We start from the raw sequence: 21,601 nt of genomic DNA on the forward strand, positions 1-21,601 counted from the left end.
TGAAACAAACTGGAGACTGTCATGGAAAACCTGAATATGGATCTGCTGTACATGGCTGCCGCTGTGATGATGGGTCTGGCGGCAATCGGTGCTGCGATCGGTATCGGCATCCTCGGGGGTAAATTCCTGGAAGGCGCAGCGCGTCAACCTGATCTGATTCCTCTGCTGCGTACTCAGTTCTTTATCGTTATGGGTCTGGTGGATGCTATCCCGATGATCGCTGTAGGTCTGGGTCTGTACGTGATGTTCGCTGTCGCGTAGTAAGCGTTGCTTTTATTTAAAGAGCAATATCAGAACGTTAACTAAATAGAGGCATTGTGCTGTGAATCTTAACGCAACAATCCTCGGCCAGGCCATCGCGTTTGTCCTGTTCGTTCTGTTCTGCATGAAGTACGTATGGCCGCCATTAATGGCAGCCATCGAAAAACGTCAAAAAGAAATTGCTGACGGTCTTGCTTCCGCAGAACGAGCACATAAGGACCTTGACCTTGCAAAGGCCAGCGCGACCGACCAGCTGAAAAAAGCGAAAGCGGAAGCCCAGGTAATCATCGAGCAGGCTAACAAACGCCGCTCGCAGATTCTGGACGAAGCGAAAGCTGAGGCAGAACAGGAACGTACTAAAATCGTGGCCCAGGCGCAGGCGGAAATTGAAGCCGAGCGTAAACGTGCCCGTGAAGAGCTGCGTAAGCAAGTTGCTATCCTGGCTGTTGCTGGCGCCGAGAAGATCATCGAACGTTCCGTGGATGAAGCTGCTAACAGCGACATCGTGGATAAACTTGTCGCTGAACTGTAAGGAGGGAGGGGCTGATGTCTGAATTTATTACGGTAGCTCGCCCCTACGCCAAAGCAGCTTTTGACTTTGCCGTCGAACACCAAAGTGTAGAACGCTGGCAGGACATGCTGGCGTTTGCCGCCGAGGTAACCAAAAACGAACAAATGGCAGAGCTTCTCTCTGGCGCGCTTGCGCCAGAAACGCTCGCCGAGTCGTTTATCGCAGTTTGTGGTGAGCAACTGGACGAAAACGGTCAGAACCTGATTCGGGTAATGGCTGAAAATGGTCGTCTTAACGCGCTCCCGGATGTTCTGGAGCAGTTTATTCACCTGCGTGCCGTGAGTGAGGCTACCGCTGAGGTAGACGTCATTTCCGCTGCCGCACTGAGTGAACAACAGCTCGCGAAAATTTCTGCTGCGATGGAAAAACGTCTGTCACGCAAAGTTAAGCTGAATTGCAAAATCGATAAGTCTGTAATGGCAGGCGTTATCATCCGAGCGGGTGATATGGTCATTGATGGCAGCGTACGCGGTCGTCTTGAGCGCCTTGCAGACGTCTTGCAGTCTTAAGGGGACTGGAGCATGCAACTGAATTCCACCGAAATCAGCGAACTGATCAAGCAGCGCATTGCTCAGTTCAATGTTGTGAGTGAAGCTCACAACGAAGGTACTATTGTTTCTGTAAGTGACGGTGTTATCCGCATTCACGGCCTGGCCGATTGTATGCAGGGTGAAATGATCTCCCTGCCGGGTAACCGTTACGCTATCGCACTGAACCTCGAGCGCGACTCTGTAGGTGCGGTTGTTATGGGTCCGTACGCTGACCTTGCCGAAGGCATGAAAGTTAAGTGTACTGGCCGTATCCTGGAAGTTCCGGTTGGCCGTGGCCTGCTGGGCCGTGTGGTTAACACTCTGGGTGCACCAATCGACGGTAAAGGTCCGCTGGATCACGACGGCTTCTCTGCTGTAGAAGCAATCGCTCCGGGCGTTATCGAACGTCAGTCCGTAGATCAGCCGGTACAGACCGGTTATAAAGCCGTTGACTCCATGATCCCAATCGGTCGTGGTCAGCGTGAATTGATCATCGGTGACCGTCAGACCGGTAAAACCGCATTGGCTATCGATGCCATCATCAACCAGCGCGATTCCGGTATCAAATGTATCTATGTCGCTATCGGCCAGAAAGCGTCCACCATTTCTAACGTGGTACGTAAACTGGAAGAGCACGGCGCACTGGCTAACACCATCGTTGTGGTAGCAACCGCGTCTGAATCCGCTGCACTGCAATACCTGGCACCGTACGCTGGTTGCGCAATGGGCGAATACTTCCGTGACCGCGGTGAAGATGCGCTGATCATTTACGATGACCTGTCTAAACAGGCTGTTGCTTACCGTCAGATCTCCCTGCTGCTCCGTCGTCCGCCAGGACGTGAAGCATTCCCGGGCGACGTATTCTACCTCCACTCTCGTCTACTGGAGCGTGCTGCGCGTGTTAACGCCGAATACGTTGAAGCCTTCACCAAAGGTGAAGTGAAAGGGAAAACCGGTTCTCTGACTGCGCTGCCGATTATCGAAACTCAGGCGGGTGACGTTTCTGCGTTCGTTCCAACCAACGTAATCTCCATTACCGATGGTCAGATCTTCCTGGAAACCAACCTGTTCAACGCCGGTATTCGTCCTGCGGTTAACCCGGGTATTTCCGTATCCCGTGTTGGTGGTGCAGCACAGACCAAGATCATGAAAAAACTGTCCGGTGGTATCCGTACCGCTCTGGCACAGTATCGTGAACTGGCAGCGTTCTCTCAGTTTGCATCCGACCTTGACGATGCAACACGTAAGCAGCTTGACCACGGTCAGAAAGTGACCGAACTGCTGAAACAGAAACAGTATGCGCCGATGTCCGTAGCGCAACAGTCTCTGGTTCTGTTCGCAGCAGAACGTGGTTACCTGGCGGATGTTGAACTGTCGAAAATCGGCAGCTTCGAAGCCGCTCTGCTGGCTTACGTCGACCGTGATCACGCTCCGTTGATGCAAGAGATCAACCAGACCGGTGGCTACAACGACGAAATCGAAGGCAAGCTGAAAGGCATCCTCGATTCCTTCAAAGCAACCCAATCCTGGTAACGTCTGGCGGCTTGCCTTAGGGCAGGCCGCAAGGCATTGAGGAGAAGCTCATGGCCGGCGCAAAAGAGATACGTAGTAAGATCGCAAGCGTCCAGAACACGCAAAAGATCACTAAAGCGATGGAGATGGTCGCCGCTTCCAAAATGCGTAAATCGCAGGATCGCATGGCGGCCAGCCGTCCTTATGCAGAAACCATGCGCAAAGTGATTGGTCACCTTGCACACGGTAATCTGGAATATAAGCACCCTTACCTGGAAGACCGCGACGTTAAACGCGTGGGCTACCTGGTGGTGTCGACCGACCGTGGTTTGTGCGGTGGTTTGAACATTAACCTGTTCAAAAAACTGCTGGCGGAAATGAAGACCTGGACCGACAAAGGCGTTCAATGCGACCTCGCAATGATCGGCTCGAAAGGCGTGTCGTTCTTCAACTCCGTGGGCGGCAATGTTGTTGCCCAGGTCACTGGCATGGGGGATAACCCTTCCCTGTCCGAACTGATCGGTCCGGTAAAAGTGATGTTGCAGGCCTACGACGAAGGCCGTCTGGACAAGCTTTACATTGTCAGCAACAAATTTATTAACACCATGTCTCAGGTTCCGACCATCAGCCAGCTGCTGCCGTTACCGGCATCAGATGATGATGATCTGAAACACAAATCCTGGGATTACCTGTACGAACCCGATCCGAAGGCGTTGCTGGATACCCTGCTGCGTCGTTATGTCGAATCTCAGGTTTATCAGGGCGTGGTTGAAAACCTGGCCAGCGAGCAGGCCGCCCGTATGGTGGCGATGAAAGCCGCGACCGACAATGGCGGCAGCCTGATTAAAGAGCTGCAGTTGGTATACAACAAAGCTCGTCAGGCCAGCATTACTCAGGAACTCACCGAGATCGTCTCGGGGGCCGCCGCGGTTTAAACAGGTTATTTCGTAGAGGATTTAAGATGGCTACTGGAAAGATTGTCCAGGTAATCGGCGCCGTAGTTGACGTCGAATTCCCTCAGGATGCCGTACCGCGCGTGTACGATGCTCTTGAGGTGCAAAATGGTAATGAGCGTCTGGTGCTGGAAGTTCAGCAGCAGCTCGGCGGCGGTATCGTGCGTACCATCGCAATGGGTTCCTCCGACGGTCTGCGTCGCGGTCTGGATGTAAAAGACCTCGAACACCCGATCGAAGTCCCGGTAGGTAAAGCGACTCTGGGCCGTATCATGAACGTACTGGGTGAACCGGTCGACATGAAAGGCGAGATCGGTGAAGAAGAGCGTTGGGCGATTCACCGCGCAGCACCTTCCTACGAAGAGCTGTCAAACTCTCAGGAACTGCTGGAAACCGGTATCAAAGTTATCGACCTGATGTGTCCGTTCGCTAAGGGCGGTAAAGTTGGTCTGTTCGGTGGTGCGGGCGTAGGTAAAACCGTAAACATGATGGAGCTTATTCGTAACATCGCGATCGAGCACTCCGGTTACTCTGTGTTTGCGGGCGTAGGTGAACGTACTCGTGAGGGTAACGACTTCTACCACGAAATGACCGACTCCAACGTTATCGACAAAGTATCCCTGGTGTATGGCCAGATGAACGAGCCGCCGGGAAACCGTCTGCGCGTTGCTCTGACCGGTCTGACCATGGCTGAGAAATTCCGTGACGAAGGTCGTGACGTTCTGCTGTTCGTTGACAACATCTATCGTTACACCCTGGCCGGTACGGAAGTATCCGCACTGCTGGGCCGTATGCCTTCAGCGGTAGGTTATCAGCCGACCCTGGCGGAAGAGATGGGCGTTCTGCAGGAACGTATCACCTCCACCAAAACTGGTTCTATCACCTCCGTACAGGCGGTATACGTACCTGCGGATGACTTGACTGACCCGTCTCCGGCAACCACCTTTGCGCACCTTGACGCAACCGTGGTACTGAGCCGTCAGATCGCGTCTCTGGGTATCTACCCGGCCGTTGACCCGCTGGACTCCACCAGCCGTCAGCTGGACCCGCTGGTGGTTGGTCAGGAACACTACGACACCGCGCGTGGCGTTCAGTCCATCCTGCAACGTTATCAGGAACTGAAAGACATCATCGCCATCCTGGGTATGGATGAACTGTCTGAAGAAGACAAACTGGTGGTAGCGCGTGCTCGTAAGATCCAGCGCTTCCTGTCCCAGCCGTTCTTCGTGGCAGAAGTATTCACCGGTTCTCCGGGTAAATACGTCTCCCTGAAAGACACCATCCGTGGCTTTAAAGGCATCATGGAAGGCGAATACGATCACCTGCCGGAGCAGGCGTTCTACATGGTCGGTTCCATCGAAGAAGCTGTGGAAAAAGCCAAAAAACTTTAACGCCTTAATCGGAGGGTGATATGGCAATGACTTACCACCTGGACGTCGTCAGTGCAGAGCAACAAATGTTCTCTGGTCTGGTCGAGAAAATCCAGGTAACGGGTAGCGAAGGTGAACTGGGGATCTACCCTGGCCACGCACCGCTGCTCACCGCCATTAAGCCTGGTATGATTCGCATCGTGAAACAGCACGGTCACGAAGAGTTTATCTATCTGTCTGGCGGCATTCTTGAAGTGCAGCCTGGCAACGTGACCGTTCTGGCCGACACCGCAATTCGCGGCCAGGATCTCGACGAAGCGCGAGCCATGGAAGCGAAACGTAAGGCTGAAGAGCACATTAGCAGCTCTCACGGCGACGTAGATTACGCTCAGGCGTCTGCGGAACTGGCCAAAGCGATCGCGCAGCTGCGCGTTATCGAGTTGACCAAAAAAGCGATGTAACACCGGCTTGAAAAGCACAAAAGCCAGTCTGGTAACAGGCTGGCTTTTTTTTACGCGTATTGACCCGTCCTGAAGAGCGTTCACATAGATCCTGCTGATATAAAACACCCTGTTTTCCCGTTTATTCATTGATCGAAATAAGAGCAAAAACATCCACCTGACGCTTAAATGAAGGTACTGCCTTAATTTTCTGCAGACAAAAGGCGTGACGATGGTCGAAAATGGCACTTTCGTCAGCGGGGATAATCCGTTATTGAACAATTTATCCTCTGTCCATTTCACGATGAAAAAAATGTAGTTTTTTCAAGGTGAAGCGGTTTAAATTCGTTCTCAAATTACAGTCAGGACGCGTATGTTGAATAATGCTATGAGCGTAGTGATCCTTGCCGCAGGCAAAGGCACGCGCATGTATTCCGATCTTCCGAAAGTGCTGCATACCCTTGCCGGGAAAGCGATGGTTCAGCATGTCATTGATGCTGCGAATGAATTAGGCGCGGCGCACGTTCACCTGGTGTACGGTCACGGCGGCGATCTGCTTAAACAGGCGCTGAAAGATGACAACCTGAACTGGGTGCTTCAGGCAGAACAGCTGGGTACAGGTCATGCGATGCAGCAGGCCGCACCTTTCTTTGCCGATGATGAAGACATTTTAATGCTCTACGGCGACGTGCCGCTGATCTCTGTCGAAACACTCCAGCGCCTGCGTGATGCTAAACCGCAGGGTGGCATTGGTCTGCTGACGGTAAAACTGGATGATCCGACCGGTTATGGACGTATCACCCGTGAAAACGGCAAAGTTACCGGCATTGTTGAGCACAAAGACGCCACCGACGAGCAGCGTCAGATTCAGGAGATCAACACCGGCATTCTGATTGCCAACGGCGCAGATATGAAACGCTGGCTGGCGAAGCTGACCAACAATAACGCTCAGGGTGAATACTACATCACCGACATTATTGCGCTGGCGTATCAGGAAGGGCGTGAAATCGTCGCCGTTCATCCGCAACGTTTAAGCGAAGTAGAAGGCGTGAATAACCGCCTGCAACTCTCCCGACTGGAGCGCGTTTACCAGTCCGAACAGGCTGATAAACTGCTGTTAGCAGGCGTTATGCTGCGCGATCCGGCGCGTTTTGATCTGCGCGGTACGCTTACTCACGGGCGCGATGTTGAAATTGATACTAACGTTATCATCGAGGGCAACGTGACTCTCGGTCATCGCGTGAAAATCGGCACCGGTTGCGTGATTAAAAACAGCGTGATTGGCGATGATTGCGAAATTAGCCCGTATACCGTTGTGGAAGATGCGAATCTGGCAGCGGCCTGTACCATTGGCCCGTTTGCCCGTCTGCGTCCTGGTGCTGAGTTGCTGGAAGGTGCACACGTCGGTAACTTCGTTGAGATGAAAAAAGCGCGTCTGGGTAAAGGCTCGAAAGCTGGTCATCTGACTTACCTGGGCGATGCGGAAATTGGCGATAACGTTAACATCGGCGCGGGAACCATTACCTGCAACTACGATGGTGCGAATAAATTTAAGACCATTATCGGTGACGATGTGTTTGTCGGTTCCGACACTCAGCTGGTGGCCCCGGTAACAGTAGGCAAAGGCGCGACCATTGCTGCGGGTACAACTGTGACGCGTAATGTCGGCGAAAACGCCCTGGCGATCAGCCGTGTGCCGCAGACTCAAAAAGAAGGCTGGCGTCGTCCGGTAAAGAAAAAGTAATTCTGGCCGGGTAATACGGTCATATGGGATGAGGAGATAACATAATCTCCCGCCCACAAGCAGTAACTATAAAAATAACCCCACTCTCTACAAGGCTCGGGGTGCCCGAAAAAACGGGCATACAGGTTGACCGACAACGATATAAATCGGAATCAAAAACTATGTGTGGAATTGTTGGCGCGATCGCGCAACGTGATGTAGCAGAAATCCTTCTTGAAGGTTTACGTCGTCTTGAATACCGCGGATATGACTCTGCCGGTCTGGCCGTTGTTGATGCAGAAGGTCATATGACCCGCCTGCGTCGCCTCGGTAAAGTCCAGATGCTGGCTCAGGCAGCGGAAGAACATCCTCTGCATGGCGGCACCGGTATTGCTCATACTCGCTGGGCGACCCACGGTGAACCTTCAGAAGCTAACGCGCATCCGCATGTTTCTGAACACATTGTGGTGGTGCATAACGGCATCATCGAAAACCATGAACCGCTGCGTGAAGAGTTAAAAGCGCGTGGCTATACCTTCGTTTCTGAAACCGACACCGAAGTGATTGCCCATCTGGTGAACTGGGAGTTGAAACAAGGCGGTACTCTGCGTGAGGCTGTTCTGCGTGCTATCCCGCAACTGCGTGGTGCGTACGGTACAGTGATCATGGACTCCCGTCATCCGGATACCCTGCTGGCGGCACGTTCTGGTAGTCCGCTGGTGATTGGCCTGGGTATGGGCGAAAACTTTATCGCTTCTGACCAGCTGGCGCTGTTGCCAGTGACTCGTCGCTTTATCTTCCTTGAAGAGGGCGATATTGCGGAAATCACTCGCCGTTCGGTAAACATCTTCGATAAAACTGGCGCGGAAGTAAAACGTCAGGATATCGAATCCAATCTGCAATATGACGCGGGCGATAAAGGTATTTACCGCCACTACATGCAGAAAGAGATCTACGAACAGCCGAACGCGATCAAAAACACCCTTACCGGGCGCATCAGCCACGGTCAGGTTGATTTAAGCGAGCTGGGACCGAACGCCGACGAACTGCTGTCGAAGGTTGAGCATATTCAGATCCTCGCCTGTGGTACTTCTTATAACTCCGGTATGGTTTCCCGCTACTGGTTTGAATCGCTGGCAGGTATTCCGTGCGACGTCGAAATCGCCTCTGAATTCCGCTATCGCAAATCTGCCGTGCGTCGTAACAGCCTGATGATCACCTTGTCACAGTCTGGCGAAACCGCGGATACCCTGGCTGGCCTGCGTCTGTCGAAAGAGCTGGGTTACCTTGGTTCACTGGCAATCTGTAACGTTCCGGGTTCTTCGCTGGTACGCGAATCCGATCTGGCGCTAATGACCAACGCGGGTACAGAAATCGGCGTGGCGTCCACTAAAGCATTCACCACCCAGTTAACCGTGCTGTTGATGCTGGTGGCGAAGCTGTCTCGTCTGAAAGGTCTGGATGCCTCCATTGAACATGACATCGTGCATGGTCTGCAGGCGCTACCGAGCCGTATTGAGCAGATGCTGTCTCAGGATAAACGCATTGAAGCACTGGCAGAAGATTTCTCTGACAAACATCACGCGCTGTTCCTGGGCCGTGGCGATCAGTACCCAATCGCGCTGGAAGGCGCATTGAAGCTGAAAGAGATCTCTTACATTCACGCTGAAGCCTACGCTGCAGGCGAACTGAAACACGGTCCGCTGGCGCTGATTGATGCCGATATGCCGGTTATCGTCGTTGCACCGAACAACGAATTGCTGGAAAAACTGAAATCCAACATTGAAGAAGTTCGCGCGCGTGGCGGTCAGTTGTATGTCTTCGCCGATCAGGATGCGGGTTTTGTAAGTAGCGATAACATGCACATCATCGAGATGCCGCATGTGGAAGAGGTGATTGCACCGATCTTCTACACCGTTCCGCTGCAGCTGCTGGCTTACCACGTTGCGCTGATCAAAGGCACCGACGTTGACCAGCCGCGTAACCTGGCGAAATCGGTTACGGTTGAGTAATAAATGGATGCCCTGCGTAAGCGGGGCATTTTTCTTCCTGTTATGTTTTTAATCAAAAATCCTGCCAACTCCATGTGACAAACCGTCATCTTCGGCTACTTTTTCTCTGTCACAGAATGAAAATTTTTCTGTCATCTCTTCGTTATTAATATTTGTAATTAACTGAATATCAACGCTTATTTAAATCAGACTAAAGACTTTCTCTCTCTGTCATAAAACTGTCATAAACCTTACATATAACTGTCACCTGTTTGTCCTATTTTGCTTCTCGTAGCCAACAAACAATGCTTTATGAATCCTCCCAGGAGACATTATGAAAGTTATGCGTACCACCGTCGCAACTGTTGTCGCCGCGACCTTATCGATGAGTGCTTTCTCTGTGTTTGCAGAAGCAAGCCTGACAGGTGCAGGTGCAACCTTCCCTGCGCCGGTGTATGCCAAATGGGCTGACACTTACCAGAAAGAAACCGGTAATAAAGTTAACTACCAGGGTATCGGTTCTTCCGGTGGCGTAAAACAGATTATCGCAAATACCGTTGATTTCGGTGCCTCTGACGCGCCGCTGTCTGACGAAAAACTGGCTCAGGAAGGTTTGTTCCAGTTCCCGACCGTGATTGGCGGCGTGGTACTGGCGGTTAACATTCCAGGGTTGAAGTCTGGCGAGCTGGTGCTGGATGGTAAAACCCTTGGTGACATCTACCTCGGCAAAATCAAGAAGTGGGATGATGAAGCCATCACCAAACTGAATCCAGGCTTAAAACTGCCGTCACAGAACATTGCTGTAGTACGCCGCGCAGATGGCTCCGGGACGTCCTTCGTCTTCACCAGCTACCTGGCGAAAGTGAACGAAGAGTGGAAAAACAACGTTGGTACGGGCTCTACCGTAAAATGGCCGATTGGTCTGGGCGGTAAAGGTAACGACGGTATCGCCGCGTTCGTTCAGCGTCTGCCAGGTGCAATTGGTTACGTTGAATATGCTTACGCGAAGCAGAACAACCTGGCGTACACCAAACTGATCTCCGCTGATGGTAAACCTGTTTTGCCGACCGAAGAAAACTTCGCTAACGCTGCAAAAGGCGCAGACTGGAGCAAAACATTCGCTCAGGATCTGACCAACCAGAAAGGCGAAGATGCATGGCCTATTACCTCTACCACGTTCATTCTGATCCATAAAGATCAGAAGAAACCAGAACAAGGCACCGAAGTGCTGAAGTTCTTCGACTGGGCATACAAAACTGGGGCTAAACAGGCGAACGACCTGGATTATGCCAGCCTGCCGGATAGCGTAGTTGAGCAGGTTCGCGCTGCGTGGAAGACCAATATTAAAGACAGTAGCGGCAAGCCGCTGTACTAATAAAACTCCAGGCCGGGTACGGTGTTTTACGCCGCATCCGGCATTACAAAATGACTTTGTAAACGCGTTTAACTGAAGAGTAACTTATGGCTGCAACCAAGCCTGCTTTTAACCCACCGGGTAAAAAGGGCGACATAATTTTCAGCGTGCTAGTAAAACTGGCGGCGCTGATTGTGCTATTGATGTTGGGTGGCATTATTGTCTCTCTGATCATCTCCTCCTGGCCGAGCATTCAGAAATTTGGTCTGGCTTTCCTGTGGACCAAAGAGTGGGATGCGCCGAACGATATCTACGGGGCGCTGGTGCCGATCTACGGTACGCTGGTGACCTCGTTTATCGCGCTGCTGATTGCCGTTCCGGTGAGTTTTGGTATCGCCCTGTTCCTGACCGAGCTTGCGCCTGGCTGGCTGAAACGCCCGCTGGGTATCGCCATTGAGCTGCTGGCTGCCATTCCAAGTATCGTTTACGGCATGTGGGGCCTGTTTATCTTTGCGCCGCTGTTCGCCGTTTACTTCCAGGAGCCGGTCGGCAATATCATGTCGAACATCCCGATTGTCGGCGCGCTGTTCTCTGGCCCCGCATTTGGTATCGGTATCCTTGCGGCAGGCGTGATCCTCGCCATCATGATTATTCCGTACATTGCGGCGGTAATGCGCGATGTGTTCGAACAAACCCCGGTGATGATGAAAGAGTCGGCCTACGGTATTGGCTGCACCACCTGGGAAGTTATCTGGCGTATCGTTCTTCCGTTCACCAAAAATGGGGTTATCGGCGGCATCATGCTGGGGCTGGGGCGTGCGCTCGGTGAAACCATGGCGGTGACCTTTATCATCGGTAACACCTATCAGCTCGACAGCGCCTCGCTGTACATGCCGGGCAACAGTATCACCTCTGCGCTGGCGAACGAATTTGCCGAAGCGGAATCCGGTCTGCACGTTGCCGCACTGATGGAACTGGGCCTGATCCTGTTTGTGATTACCTTCATCGTCCTCGCCGCATCGAAGTTTATGATTATGCGCCTGGCTAAGAATGAGGGGGCACGCTAATGGCTATGGTTGAAATGCAAACCACTGCGGCGCTGGCTGAATCTCGCCGCAAAATGCAGGCGCGTCGTCGCCTCAAAAACCGTATTGCGCTGACGCTCTCAATGGCGACGATGGCCTTCGGCCTGTTCTGGCTGATCTGGATTTTAATGTCCACCATCACTCGCGGTATCGATGGTATGTCGCTGGCGCTGTTCACTGAAATGACGCCGCCGCCCAATACGGAAGGCGGTGGTCTGGCGAACGCCCTGGCGGGTAGCGGGCTGTTAATTTTGTGGGCCACGGTATTCGGTACGCCGCTGGGCATTATGGCGGGGATTTATCTGGCGGAATATGGTCGTAAATCCTGGCTGGCAGAAGTGATTCGCTTTATTAACGACATTCTGCTCTCCGCACCGTCGATTGTAGTTGGTCTGTTTGTTTACACCATCGTGGTGGCGCAGATGGAGCACTTCTCCGGCTGGGCGGGCGTGATTGCGCTGGCGCTGTTGCAGGTGCCGATTGTTATCCGCACCACCGAGAACATGCTGAAACTGGTGCCGGACAGCCTGCGTGAAGCGGCTTATGCGCTGGGTACGCCGAAGTGGAAGATGATCTCCGCGATTACGCTGAAAGCGTCGGTGTCCGGGATTATGACCGGTATCCTGCTGGCGATTGCCCGTATTGCCGGTGAAACCGCGCCGCTGCTGTTTACCGCGCTCTCCAACCAGTTCTGGAGCACGGACATGATGCAGCCGATCGCCAACCTGCCGGTGACGATCTTTAAGTTTGCGATGAGTCCGTTTGCGGAATGGCAGCAACTGGCCTGGGCCGGGGTATTGATCATTACCCTGTGCGTCCTGCTGCTGAACATTCTGGCGCGCGTTGTTTTTGCGAAGAATAAACACGGTTAACACTTTGCCGGATGCGGCGTGAACGCCTGATCCGGCCTACGGTAAGCCTGATTAGCGAAGTGCATCAGGCACGATGAGGAAAAGATTGCAATGAGTATGGTTGAAACTGCCCCGAGTAAAATTCAGGTTCGTAATTTGAACTTCTACTACGGCAAATTCCATGCCCTGAAAAACATCAACCTGGATATCGCTAAAAACCAGGTAACGGCGTTTATCGGGCCGTCCGGCTGCGGTAAATCGACGCTGCTGCGTACCTTCAATAAAATGTTTGAACTGTACCCGGAACAGCGTGCGGAAGGTGAAATTCTGCTCGATGGCGACAACATCCTGACCAACTCTCAGGATATCGCCCTGCTGCGTGCGAAAGTGGGCATGGTGTTCCAGAAACCGACGCCGTTCCCGATGTCCATCTACGACAACATCGCCTTTGGTGTGCGTCTGTTTGAGAAGCTCTCCCGTGCCGACATGGACGAGCGCGTGCAGTGGGCATTGACCAAAGCCGCATTGTGGAACGAAACCAAAGATAAATTGCATCAGAGCGGTTACTCTCTCTCTGGTGGTCAGCAACAGCGTCTGTGCATTGCGCGTGGTATCGCCATTCGCCCGGAAGTGCTGCTGCTCGACGAACCGTGTTCGGCACTCGACCCCATCTCTACCGGGCGTATTGAAGAGCTGATCACCGAACTGAAGCAGGATTACACCGTGGTGATCGTCACCCACAACATGCAGCAGGCTGCGCGTTGTTCCGACCACACGGCGTTTATGTACCTGGGCGAATTGATTGAGTTCAGCAACACGGACGATCTGTTCACCAAGCCAGCGAAGAAACAAACAGAAGACTACATCACCGGTCGTTACGGTTGATTCAGGAGTGCGTTATGGACAGTCTCAATCTTAATAAACATATTTCCGGCCAGTTCAACGCCGAACTGGAAAGCATCCGCACGCAGGTGATGACCATGGGCGGCATGGTGGAGCAGCAGCTTTCTGATGCAATCACCGCGATGCATAACCAGGACAGCGATCTGGCGAAGCGCGTCATCGAAGGCGACAAGAACGTCAACATGATGGAAGTGGCGATCGATGAAGCCTGCGTGCGCATTATCGCCAAACGTCAGCCGACGGCGAGCGACCTGCGTCTGGTTATGGTGATCAGTAAAACCATTGCCGAGCTGGAGCGTATTGGCGACGTGGCGGACAAAATCTGCCGTACTGCGCTGGAGAAATTCTCCCAGCAGCATCAGCCGTTGCTGGTAAGTCTGGAGTCGCTGGGCCGTCATACCATCCAGATGCTGCACGACGTGCTGGACGCGTTCGCGCGGATGGACATTGACGAAGCGGTACGTATTTATCGTGAAGATAAAAAAGTCGATCAGGAGTACGAAGGTATTGTTCGTCAACTGATGACCTACATGATGGAAGATTCGCGCACCATTCCGAGCGTACTTACCGCGCTATTCTGTGCGCGTTCAATCGAACGTATCGGCGACCGCTGCCAGAATATTTGTGAGTTTATCTTCTACTACGTGAAGGGGCAGGATTTCCGTCATGTAGGCGGTGATGAGCTGGATAAACTGCTGGCCGGAAAAGACCCGAAAGAGTAACGCTAACTGTAGGTCAGATAAGGCTTTTACGCCGAATCTGGCAATCAGCCCGGTCATACATAGTTACCGGGCTGATACACTTTCTCCCTGAAATATTGCCACACAAACTCACCTCGAAACTCTCCCCAGTGCAATGCAAATATATTATTTCATTTGAATTATTTTACTTTTAATGTAGTGCCCCGTTATAAAATTTTTTTTGTTATTCCTTTCATTTATATCGTTACCCGCACAGAAAATGGAAAAGAAAACAAAAAACCAGGGTAAAAGCCCTATATCGGAACATAAAAAATGAGCGATTTTTTACAGTATTCATAGGTGGTTTAGTCATAATCGTATCAAAACAACACCAAAGTGTTCTTTTTTATACAAAACGGTTATGTATTGTGAGCGGGCGAATAAAAATTGTGTTCAGGAGAAATGATTATGGCTATATCATCATATAGTACAGTTACAGATAAATTTGCTACTCTGACTAAAATGCAAGATGAAAATCTGAATGAAAAAAATAGAACGCAAAAATATTCAGGAAAAATTGGTTTGTCTGTTGATGATGTGGGTAAGTATTCAGTAACTCATAAAGATATAACAAACATTTTAGCTGGTGATAGTCAATCTTTCCTTAAACGAAGTCTTTGGGAATTTATACTCGATCTTTTTCCCATGTATCATATTAAGGAGGCTAAACAAGCCATTATAGATTTCGTGTCGGAAACTGGTGATAAAGCTGATATATTTAATAAAATTAAATCTCTCGCCGATCAAGATCAACAATGGCGCTTTAATGCGACGACAGAATTTATTGTAGATGAAAATAAAGATATTATTGTTAGTAGAGTATTTAAAATAAATATTAATGCGCAAGATCATCATATTGATGCTGAAAAAAAGACAATGCATTCTTTATTTTCAGAAAAAATCAGTTTTGATATTTATAAGCATGATATTCATTTTGATGAGAAAGCTTTTCAATCAGGGATGTTGAAAATACAGTTCCCAAATGATAATGAAAAGCTTAGCGTATATTTAAAAAATAAAATCCCCTTTGAAAATATCACAATTGATTTATCTGCACTGGAAAAAGAAGCCCTGGCATCTTTAAAATATTGTAACTTTAAAAATGTGACATTCACTGGTAATATATCTTACGAAAATCTTAATGGTTCAGTATTTGAAAATTGTTTTTTTGAGGGCTGTAAATTTGAGAATGTGTCACTTATAAGCTCCAGGTGTCGAGTAAAACTAAATAATGAAATACCTATTTACGGCGTGTTTAAAGAGTGTTTTCTGTATCGATGTGAAATAAAAAATTTTAACATAGATACATCAAAAATATACTCTGTAAATCAAGATCCCAATGTGGGTAAGCAAGTTGGTGCATATCTGTTTATGCAATCATTTGTATATGAATGTACTCTTCTGAATGGAGTGTGTAAAAATGCAAGTATTATTGCAAGCAGTTTGTTATGTTGTAAAATAGCAAAGCTTAATGGTGCTGAAATGGATTTCATAGGGACTTCGTTTTATCACAAATATAGATGTGAATTAAAATATGATAATCATTTTTATATGTGTGATTTTAGCTCATCTGATATGACATGCAAACGAAATGGAATTCGCAAAGATTTACTGGATTTTGATCCCAGAGAATATTTCAAAAAGGATGGAGGTAAACTTAATCTGGATAAACACATTTCAAACCTTATCTACGTTAATCTTTTCCCTAATATGAGTGGCGGTCGTTATATAAATGATAAATACGTTGCTGATGATATAGATAAATATTTAAAACTTAGTAATTGCAATTTACTTAAAACTTGTTTGGGCGAGTCAATCAATGGAATTAAATTGGATGATTGTGCTATTGATCCTTCAACCACTTGGTTAAGTGGTAATCTTGCTGCGAATAGCCAGATTAGAATTCCTGTTTATATGGACATGAAAGGAGCTATAGCTGAAAATGGCATTTCAGATTTCATGGAAAATTTAATGGAAGTTAATTCATGGGTAGAAGAATTCAATAATTATGGCAAGGATGCGATAAGTCATTACGAAAAGGAACTGTTATATTTACAATCTTTGTTGGTCAAGCTGGGTAGCTTCAATCTTGATGATGAAGGCAAAAAATATCAACTTAATGGTGAAGCTATCCAGTATATTATATTAAATGTTTTGTACAATATAGAAAAAGATATAGCCAATGAAATAGATATTGATAAAGTAAATTTCATGCATAACCTCTATACTGGATTCTTTTGGCAAAGACATTACGATGAACGTAACTATTTAAAAATAAATCGTTCTGCTATTTCAAACAGCGCAAGATTTCACTTCCACTTTAATTTTAATGATTTGCGGGATATTTACAAAGACTATAATAATAATCATGAAGATGATAATTTTGATAAAATGCAAAAGATTTTTTTAGCATTGAATGAATTTAAGGAAAGAACGGAAATAAATTACAGGGATTATAGGAAAGTATCAAAATATGTAGATGATAAAGTCGATTTATTCTCTAGCATTGAGCAATATTTACGGTGGGTAATTGAGAAAAATAATGACTATAATAAGGAAAATTATGGCGATATAAAAGACAAATATGCCAAACTTATTGTCGAAAGAAATGATTTAGTCGATACTAAGGATCAATTAATTAAAGAGGATTTTTACTTAAATAATAAAGACAATAAAGATAAAAAAGATGCGGAAAGAATTAATGAGATTAAGGGGATAATAAAGGTGATAGATGGAAAAATACCAAATATAAGTAAAGAGATTCTACATCTTAAGGATGAAACAGAGAGATTGGAGAAAGAGTATCAACAAGAAAATACACTTAATGATGTAGTTCAAAATATCAGGAGTTGGCTAAAAGAAAATGAAAATATGGTGAAAGCTATTAAGAAAACTGATACTGAATAACATGGCATATAAATAAACGGATCAAGTCGTTCCTGTGATAATGAGGTCATGCGAAAAGACGCTTACTCATCAGTAATCTGGTGTACTTTAATTAAACCAGTGTAGTTGATGTGTAAGCGTTGATGTTGGGAGACGATTAAATGGTTATATCACTACTACGCCCTTTCCAGACGGCGTATAAGAGTGCAACATGTTGAGTTTTCCGAGTGAATGGTGCATTTTACTAACCGAGCCATTTGAATCAACCAACGCAATAAAAAAGACTGGAATAATAAGCCTGTATTTATTATTCATCGCAATCGCACTCTACGGTTTTATCCTGCAGAAATGAGACTACTTCCAGCGGTTGTGGATTATCCCTGGGCGATAGTCATAGTCTTGTGTCAGGATTCACAAATGACCTGTTACCTGACATGGATATAAACACAACATAGAGTGCGGTAGTTAATCTGAATCATCTATTTTTCGGCTACACAGCACAAAACAACATTATTGATTCTTTATAAGAGAGAATCTCTCCATTATTTTTATATAAATCATTATTAAGAAAATCCAGAAGCTCTTGCCTTACACTATAAATATTGACTTTTTGGTCAACCAACGACAGTAATATATCATTGATACCTTTTAATTTCATATTTCTATCAGATATTGTATTAAAAGTGAAGATGATATTACGTTTATTACAACTGGAGAACCAATATTTTAGAGTATTATTCGTCCACTTTGTTGGTGTCTTAATTAGTTGCGCTGTTGTTGTTTTTACATTGTTAAATGTAGAACCGCTAAAATTTGTCCCGACGCACGAAATGAAATTCATCTCTGAATTGTCAAAATTGCAATTCTTTATCTCACACATATCAAGGTTAACATCATGAAATGTCGAATATTTCATGTTTGCATGTGAAAATAAACATGCAATAAACGTTATATATTGCAACCTGGCATTACAAAAAGATTTATTTTTAAAATCAAAACAACAGGTTTTTTTTATTTTGAAATTGTTATTATATCTGCAATGTAAAGAAATCATGTTTTTTATTAACTGATAACACCATTGTGATGATTCTGGTAATTCATAGGGATGTAAATGGATGTTTTCATCGAATATAACCTGTGCGTTATGGTTGTTTATTGAAGATATATGGAAGCTATCATTTGTTAAAGCTATGGTTGTGCTAAAATTATGGTGGTGATCAGCGCTCATGAAATCAAATGTAACAATGTCGTTGTTTCCTTTCTTTTCTTTGTGATATGCGTTTAAAAAAGAAATATTTTCGATCTGTTCATCAGTTAATGTAAATGGCATTTCGTCATCAAAGAAAGCGTAATCGGCATTTGGGAGAGGAATACTCTCAATTGAGCATAGTTTTAATAAAAAAACATGAAAACAATGAAACATGTTTTTATACATAAGAGAACTTAATCGCTGTTGTATCTTCTGTAGTTGTCCTTTGGGAAATAAATGCTGTAAATTTGAAAATGAGCCATCTAAAATATATTTATATGTAAAAAGGTCCTCTCTCTGACCAGTTATCAAAAAATCGTCAGGTGATTTAGAAAAACGATTGAGATGACATAAATATTCCATTTGCTCCGTGTCTATATACTTATGGGGAACTACGTAGTTTGGTGGTGTGCCAATAAGATTATCCATAAATCACCTTGATAAAAGTTAATAAAATCTCTTTATTTTAACCTCGACAATAAAAGCGGCTATAAAAAATCGCTCATTTTCTGATGCTGCGGTTAATCCGTCGAATGTGCCGTTAACCCACTAAAAATTGCAAATCCAGGGTAAACACCCTGGGTTAAAATGGAAATAATGAGCTATTTTTTACAGTATTCACCGGTAATATAAGTAATACTTGTTGCTAACCTAACTAGCAGTACAGTTAATTAACAACATAGAAGTTATTGTTTTTCAAACAACTCAACAACTCAATATTGCACGCCGGAGGATTTATGGTCGCTAAATTAAAACCAGATGTTCTTTTTAATACTAATCCTTTTTTAGAAGCAATGAATAAGGAGAGACTTAATCATAAAGGATATTGTGATAAAATTGCTTTAAGTATTAATGATAAGAAATATAATGTAAACTCTAAGGATATTGAAAATATTCTTGATGGCAAAGGGGATTTATTTAAAAAACGTACACTGTGGGAGTTTGTTCGCGATCTTTTTCCCGGCTCTCATATTAAAGAAGTCAAAGGCTTAATTTACGAATTTGTCACGAAAGTTGATAACAAAGCCGAGGTGTTCGATAAGATTAAATCTCTGGCAAAAAAAGAACAACAATGGCGATTTAGTACTAAGACAGACTTTACCACAAATGAAAATAATGAAGTTATTGTGAGTAGATCCTTTAATCTCTACACGGGGGCTACTTCGAATGATAACGAAAAAAAACAGGTTTCTTCAGAGAGATTAACGCTTGATAATTATATTGATGATTTACATTTTGATAATTCTCCCTTGAAGAGATTTATGTTTGATGATTATGCTGTAAAACTTACGACACTGATTAAAAATAAAATTCCTATTATTAATACAACAATCAATTTATCATCGTTGTCTAAGGATGTTTTAAATTCATTAAAATATTGTAGTTTTAAAAATGTAGTTTTTTCAGGAGTGATAAACAGCCCTAACCTTGAAGGTCCGGTTTTTGAAAATTGTTATTTCGAGGATTGTAAATTCAACAACATACAGCTTTATGAGACTAATGATGATACTGTGGGGTCAGGAAATAAAAAACCAATAAAAGGTATGTTTAAAGGTTGTTTTATTTCTAAATGCAAAATTGAAAATTATAGATGTGAGACGTCTAAAATCTACACCGTTACACAACCTGATAGTATTCAAGAAAAATTAGGTTCTTATCTCTTTATGCAGTCTTTCGTTCAGGATTGTATAATCCAGGGAGGATGTTGTCCTGGCTCGAGTATACTTCTGAGTCATTTTTATAACTGTAATATAATAGGGCTTGATGCTCATGGAATGGATTTTTTGGCAAATTCGTTCAACAAGTCTAATTATGATGAAATCAGGGGTCCGGATACGGGGACTGTGTTTTATAATTGTAATTTGAAGCATATTAAAATAAACGATGGTCTTCGTGAAGATGGTTCAGATAGATCTATGTTTAACCCCAAAGAGTATTTTTCTGATTACATTGAAAGAAGATCGAGAAATCTTAAGTTAGATGATAATTTTTCGAAATGCGTAGAGAGTATAAAGAAAGGGACCGATTCTTCATTTAGCAAGAAAAATACAGAGAACAATAATGTCTTCTTTAAAAATAGTAATTTGATTGGGGCAAATTTAGGCTATTATTACAGTGGAGATAGGTGCAAAGACTGTGCTATTGATCCAAATACAAATTATTCAAAAGATGGTCTTACAGCGCAAAAATACATGTATATGGATCTGGACGGAGCTATAAGTAAAGAACAAATATCTGATTTCTTAAAAAAGGTAAGTGCTATCAATATCGATGTAATAAATTTTTATAATTCCGAGTCAAAGACTAAGGAAAAATATAAAAACGCATTTTTAGAGTTAGAGTCGTTTTTATCAACACTTTATGTTGAAAATAAATCGTACGAGGGAAAATATCATTTTGATAATAGTAGGATTGAGTTTTTTATTTTCAAAGATATGCAGGTAAAAGCACAAAATATCATTAGCAATATGATAGAAAATGATCGAATTAAGTTTGTTGAATCTATAATAAATAAAATGATTCCGCCGCCAGATGGAACAATACTTACTGAAAATCCAAAAGAATATGTCCAAAAGCAAATAAAGGAGTCTCATAAAGAATCTGCTACAAATGTAACATTTGATTATAAGGAACTTGCACCCATTTTTGAAGGTGTTCAAAAAAAACAAATTGAAGCGCTATCAAACCAACTGGAACATATAAAATCTTTTAAGACAGATTACGATTCAAGGCTCAATAAGTTTGCTCGCGATTTTCAATATTTATCCAGTGCATTTTCAATTAACAGGCAGGATTTATTAAAAAACTATCAGGAAATAAGAGCTTCCATTACAGATTACGATGACTTATTGCGAGAAATTAAAGAGTTGACCATAAGTCGGGATAAATCAGTAGATGATAAAAGGACTTTATTTGATAAAAAAAGGGACAACTGGAATAGTCAAGAAGTACAGGGTGAAGTAAAGGCATTAAATGAGGATATTGCTGACTCTGACAATAAGATACGTTCTAAGCTTACTATTGTTCAAAATCATAGACGCGAGAATCAATATAAAGCGAATAAAAATATCAGTAACGCGATGCTTAATATTCTGGATTGGTTCGAACGGTATCCCGATATTGTAAAAAATATAACCCAGGCTTAACTATGCTGAGGGTGGATGACAGGACGAATAACGACA

The 21,601-nt window shown here is 45.5% G+C and carries 17 protein-coding genes; 16 read left to right on the forward strand and 1 reads right to left on the reverse strand.

Features of this window, described 5'->3' with window-relative positions:
• Positions 1-21: 21 nt before the first annotated feature.
• The 15 genes from atpE (at position 22) to ACJHYD_RS12480 (ending at position 17,191) form a co-directional block, all read left to right on the forward strand.
• Positions 22-261 (forward strand): F0F1 ATP synthase subunit C, encoded by a 240-nt coding sequence (gene atpE, locus ACJHYD_RS12410; protein WP_000429386.1) that lies wholly within the window; start codon positions 22-24, stop codon positions 259-261.
• A gap of 61 nt (positions 262-322) precedes the next feature.
• Positions 323-793 (forward strand): F0F1 ATP synthase subunit B, encoded by a 471-nt coding sequence (gene atpF / locus ACJHYD_RS12415; RefSeq protein ID WP_001052219.1) that lies wholly within the window; start codon positions 323-325, stop codon positions 791-793.
• Positions 794-807: 14 nt separating this feature from the next.
• Complete coding sequence (atpH, locus tag ACJHYD_RS12420) at positions 808-1,341, forward strand: F0F1 ATP synthase subunit delta (RefSeq protein ID WP_001288587.1); 534 nt, start codon at positions 808-810, stop codon at positions 1,339-1,341.
• 12 nt (positions 1,342-1,353) lie between these two features.
• Positions 1,354-2,895 (forward strand): F0F1 ATP synthase subunit alpha, encoded by a 1,542-nt coding sequence (gene atpA, locus ACJHYD_RS12425; protein ID WP_001176745.1) that lies wholly within the window; start codon positions 1,354-1,356, stop codon positions 2,893-2,895.
• A 50-nt stretch (positions 2,896-2,945) separates the two neighbouring features.
• Positions 2,946-3,809, forward strand: a complete 864-nt coding sequence (gene atpG, locus ACJHYD_RS12430; protein ID WP_000896498.1) for a F0F1 ATP synthase subunit gamma — start codon at positions 2,946-2,948, stop codon at positions 3,807-3,809.
• A 26-nt stretch (positions 3,810-3,835) separates the two neighbouring features.
• Entirely contained in the window at positions 3,836-5,218 is a 1,383-nt protein-coding gene (gene atpD / locus ACJHYD_RS12435; RefSeq protein WP_000190506.1) for a F0F1 ATP synthase subunit beta, read from the forward strand.
• 20 nt (positions 5,219-5,238) lie between these two features.
• A complete protein-coding gene (locus tag ACJHYD_RS12440; RefSeq protein WP_001251965.1) occupies positions 5,239-5,658 on the forward strand; it encodes a F0F1 ATP synthase subunit epsilon in 420 nt (139 codons plus the stop codon).
• A gap of 352 nt (positions 5,659-6,010) precedes the next feature.
• Positions 6,011-7,381, forward strand: coding sequence for a bifunctional UDP-N-acetylglucosamine diphosphorylase/glucosamine-1-phosphate N-acetyltransferase GlmU (glmU, locus tag ACJHYD_RS12445; protein WP_001551936.1), 1,371 nt, complete (start codon positions 6,011-6,013; stop codon positions 7,379-7,381).
• Between the two features lie 161 nt (positions 7,382-7,542).
• Positions 7,543-9,372 (forward strand): glutamine--fructose-6-phosphate transaminase (isomerizing), encoded by a 1,830-nt coding sequence (gene glmS / locus ACJHYD_RS12450; RefSeq protein ID WP_000334086.1) that lies wholly within the window; start codon positions 7,543-7,545, stop codon positions 9,370-9,372.
• 313 nt (positions 9,373-9,685) lie between these two features.
• Positions 9,686-10,726, forward strand: a complete 1,041-nt coding sequence (pstS, locus tag ACJHYD_RS12455) for a phosphate ABC transporter substrate-binding protein PstS (RefSeq protein WP_000867161.1) — start codon at positions 9,686-9,688, stop codon at positions 10,724-10,726.
• A gap of 86 nt (positions 10,727-10,812) precedes the next feature.
• Positions 10,813-11,772: a phosphate ABC transporter permease PstC gene (gene pstC, locus ACJHYD_RS12460; RefSeq protein ID WP_000741620.1), complete on the forward strand. Its 960-nt coding sequence runs from the start codon at positions 10,813-10,815 to the stop codon at positions 11,770-11,772.
• Positions 11,772-12,662, forward strand: coding sequence for a phosphate ABC transporter permease PstA (pstA, locus tag ACJHYD_RS12465; protein WP_001251991.1), 891 nt, complete (start codon positions 11,772-11,774; stop codon positions 12,660-12,662). The genes pstC and pstA overlap by 1 nt, the downstream gene beginning before the upstream one ends.
• Before the next feature lie 90 nt (positions 12,663-12,752).
• On the forward strand, positions 12,753-13,526 hold the full coding sequence (pstB, locus tag ACJHYD_RS12470; RefSeq protein WP_000063125.1) for a phosphate ABC transporter ATP-binding protein PstB: 774 nt from the start codon (positions 12,753-12,755) through the stop codon (positions 13,524-13,526).
• Between the two features lie 14 nt (positions 13,527-13,540).
• Positions 13,541-14,266, forward strand: a complete 726-nt coding sequence (gene phoU, locus ACJHYD_RS12475; RefSeq protein ID WP_000377785.1) for a phosphate signaling complex protein PhoU — start codon at positions 13,541-13,543, stop codon at positions 14,264-14,266.
• A 426-nt stretch (positions 14,267-14,692) separates the two neighbouring features.
• The gene (locus ACJHYD_RS12480; protein ID WP_001596334.1) at positions 14,693-17,191 is read left to right on the forward strand and encodes a hypothetical protein; all 2,499 of its coding nucleotides are present in this window, start codon (positions 14,693-14,695) and stop codon (positions 17,189-17,191) included.
• Positions 17,192-17,660: 469 nt separating this feature from the next.
• Here ACJHYD_RS12480 and ACJHYD_RS12485 read toward each other — a convergent pair whose 3' ends face one another.
• Positions 17,661-18,848, reverse strand: coding sequence for a pentapeptide repeat-containing protein (locus tag ACJHYD_RS12485; RefSeq protein ID WP_000369323.1), 1,188 nt, complete (start codon positions 18,846-18,848; stop codon positions 17,661-17,663).
• Positions 18,849-19,156: 308 nt separating this feature from the next.
• On the opposite strand from ACJHYD_RS12485, the gene espY4 reads away from it, so the two are divergent.
• Positions 19,157-21,565, forward strand: coding sequence for a T3SS effector EspY4 (gene espY4 / locus ACJHYD_RS12490; protein WP_001551930.1), 2,409 nt, complete (start codon positions 19,157-19,159; stop codon positions 21,563-21,565).
• Positions 21,566-21,601: the final 36 nt, after the last annotated feature.

The sequence above is a fragment of the Escherichia sp. WS1368 genome, from assembly GCF_046487485.1.
Lineage (GTDB): Bacteria > Pseudomonadota > Gammaproteobacteria > Enterobacterales > Enterobacteriaceae > Escherichia > Escherichia coli.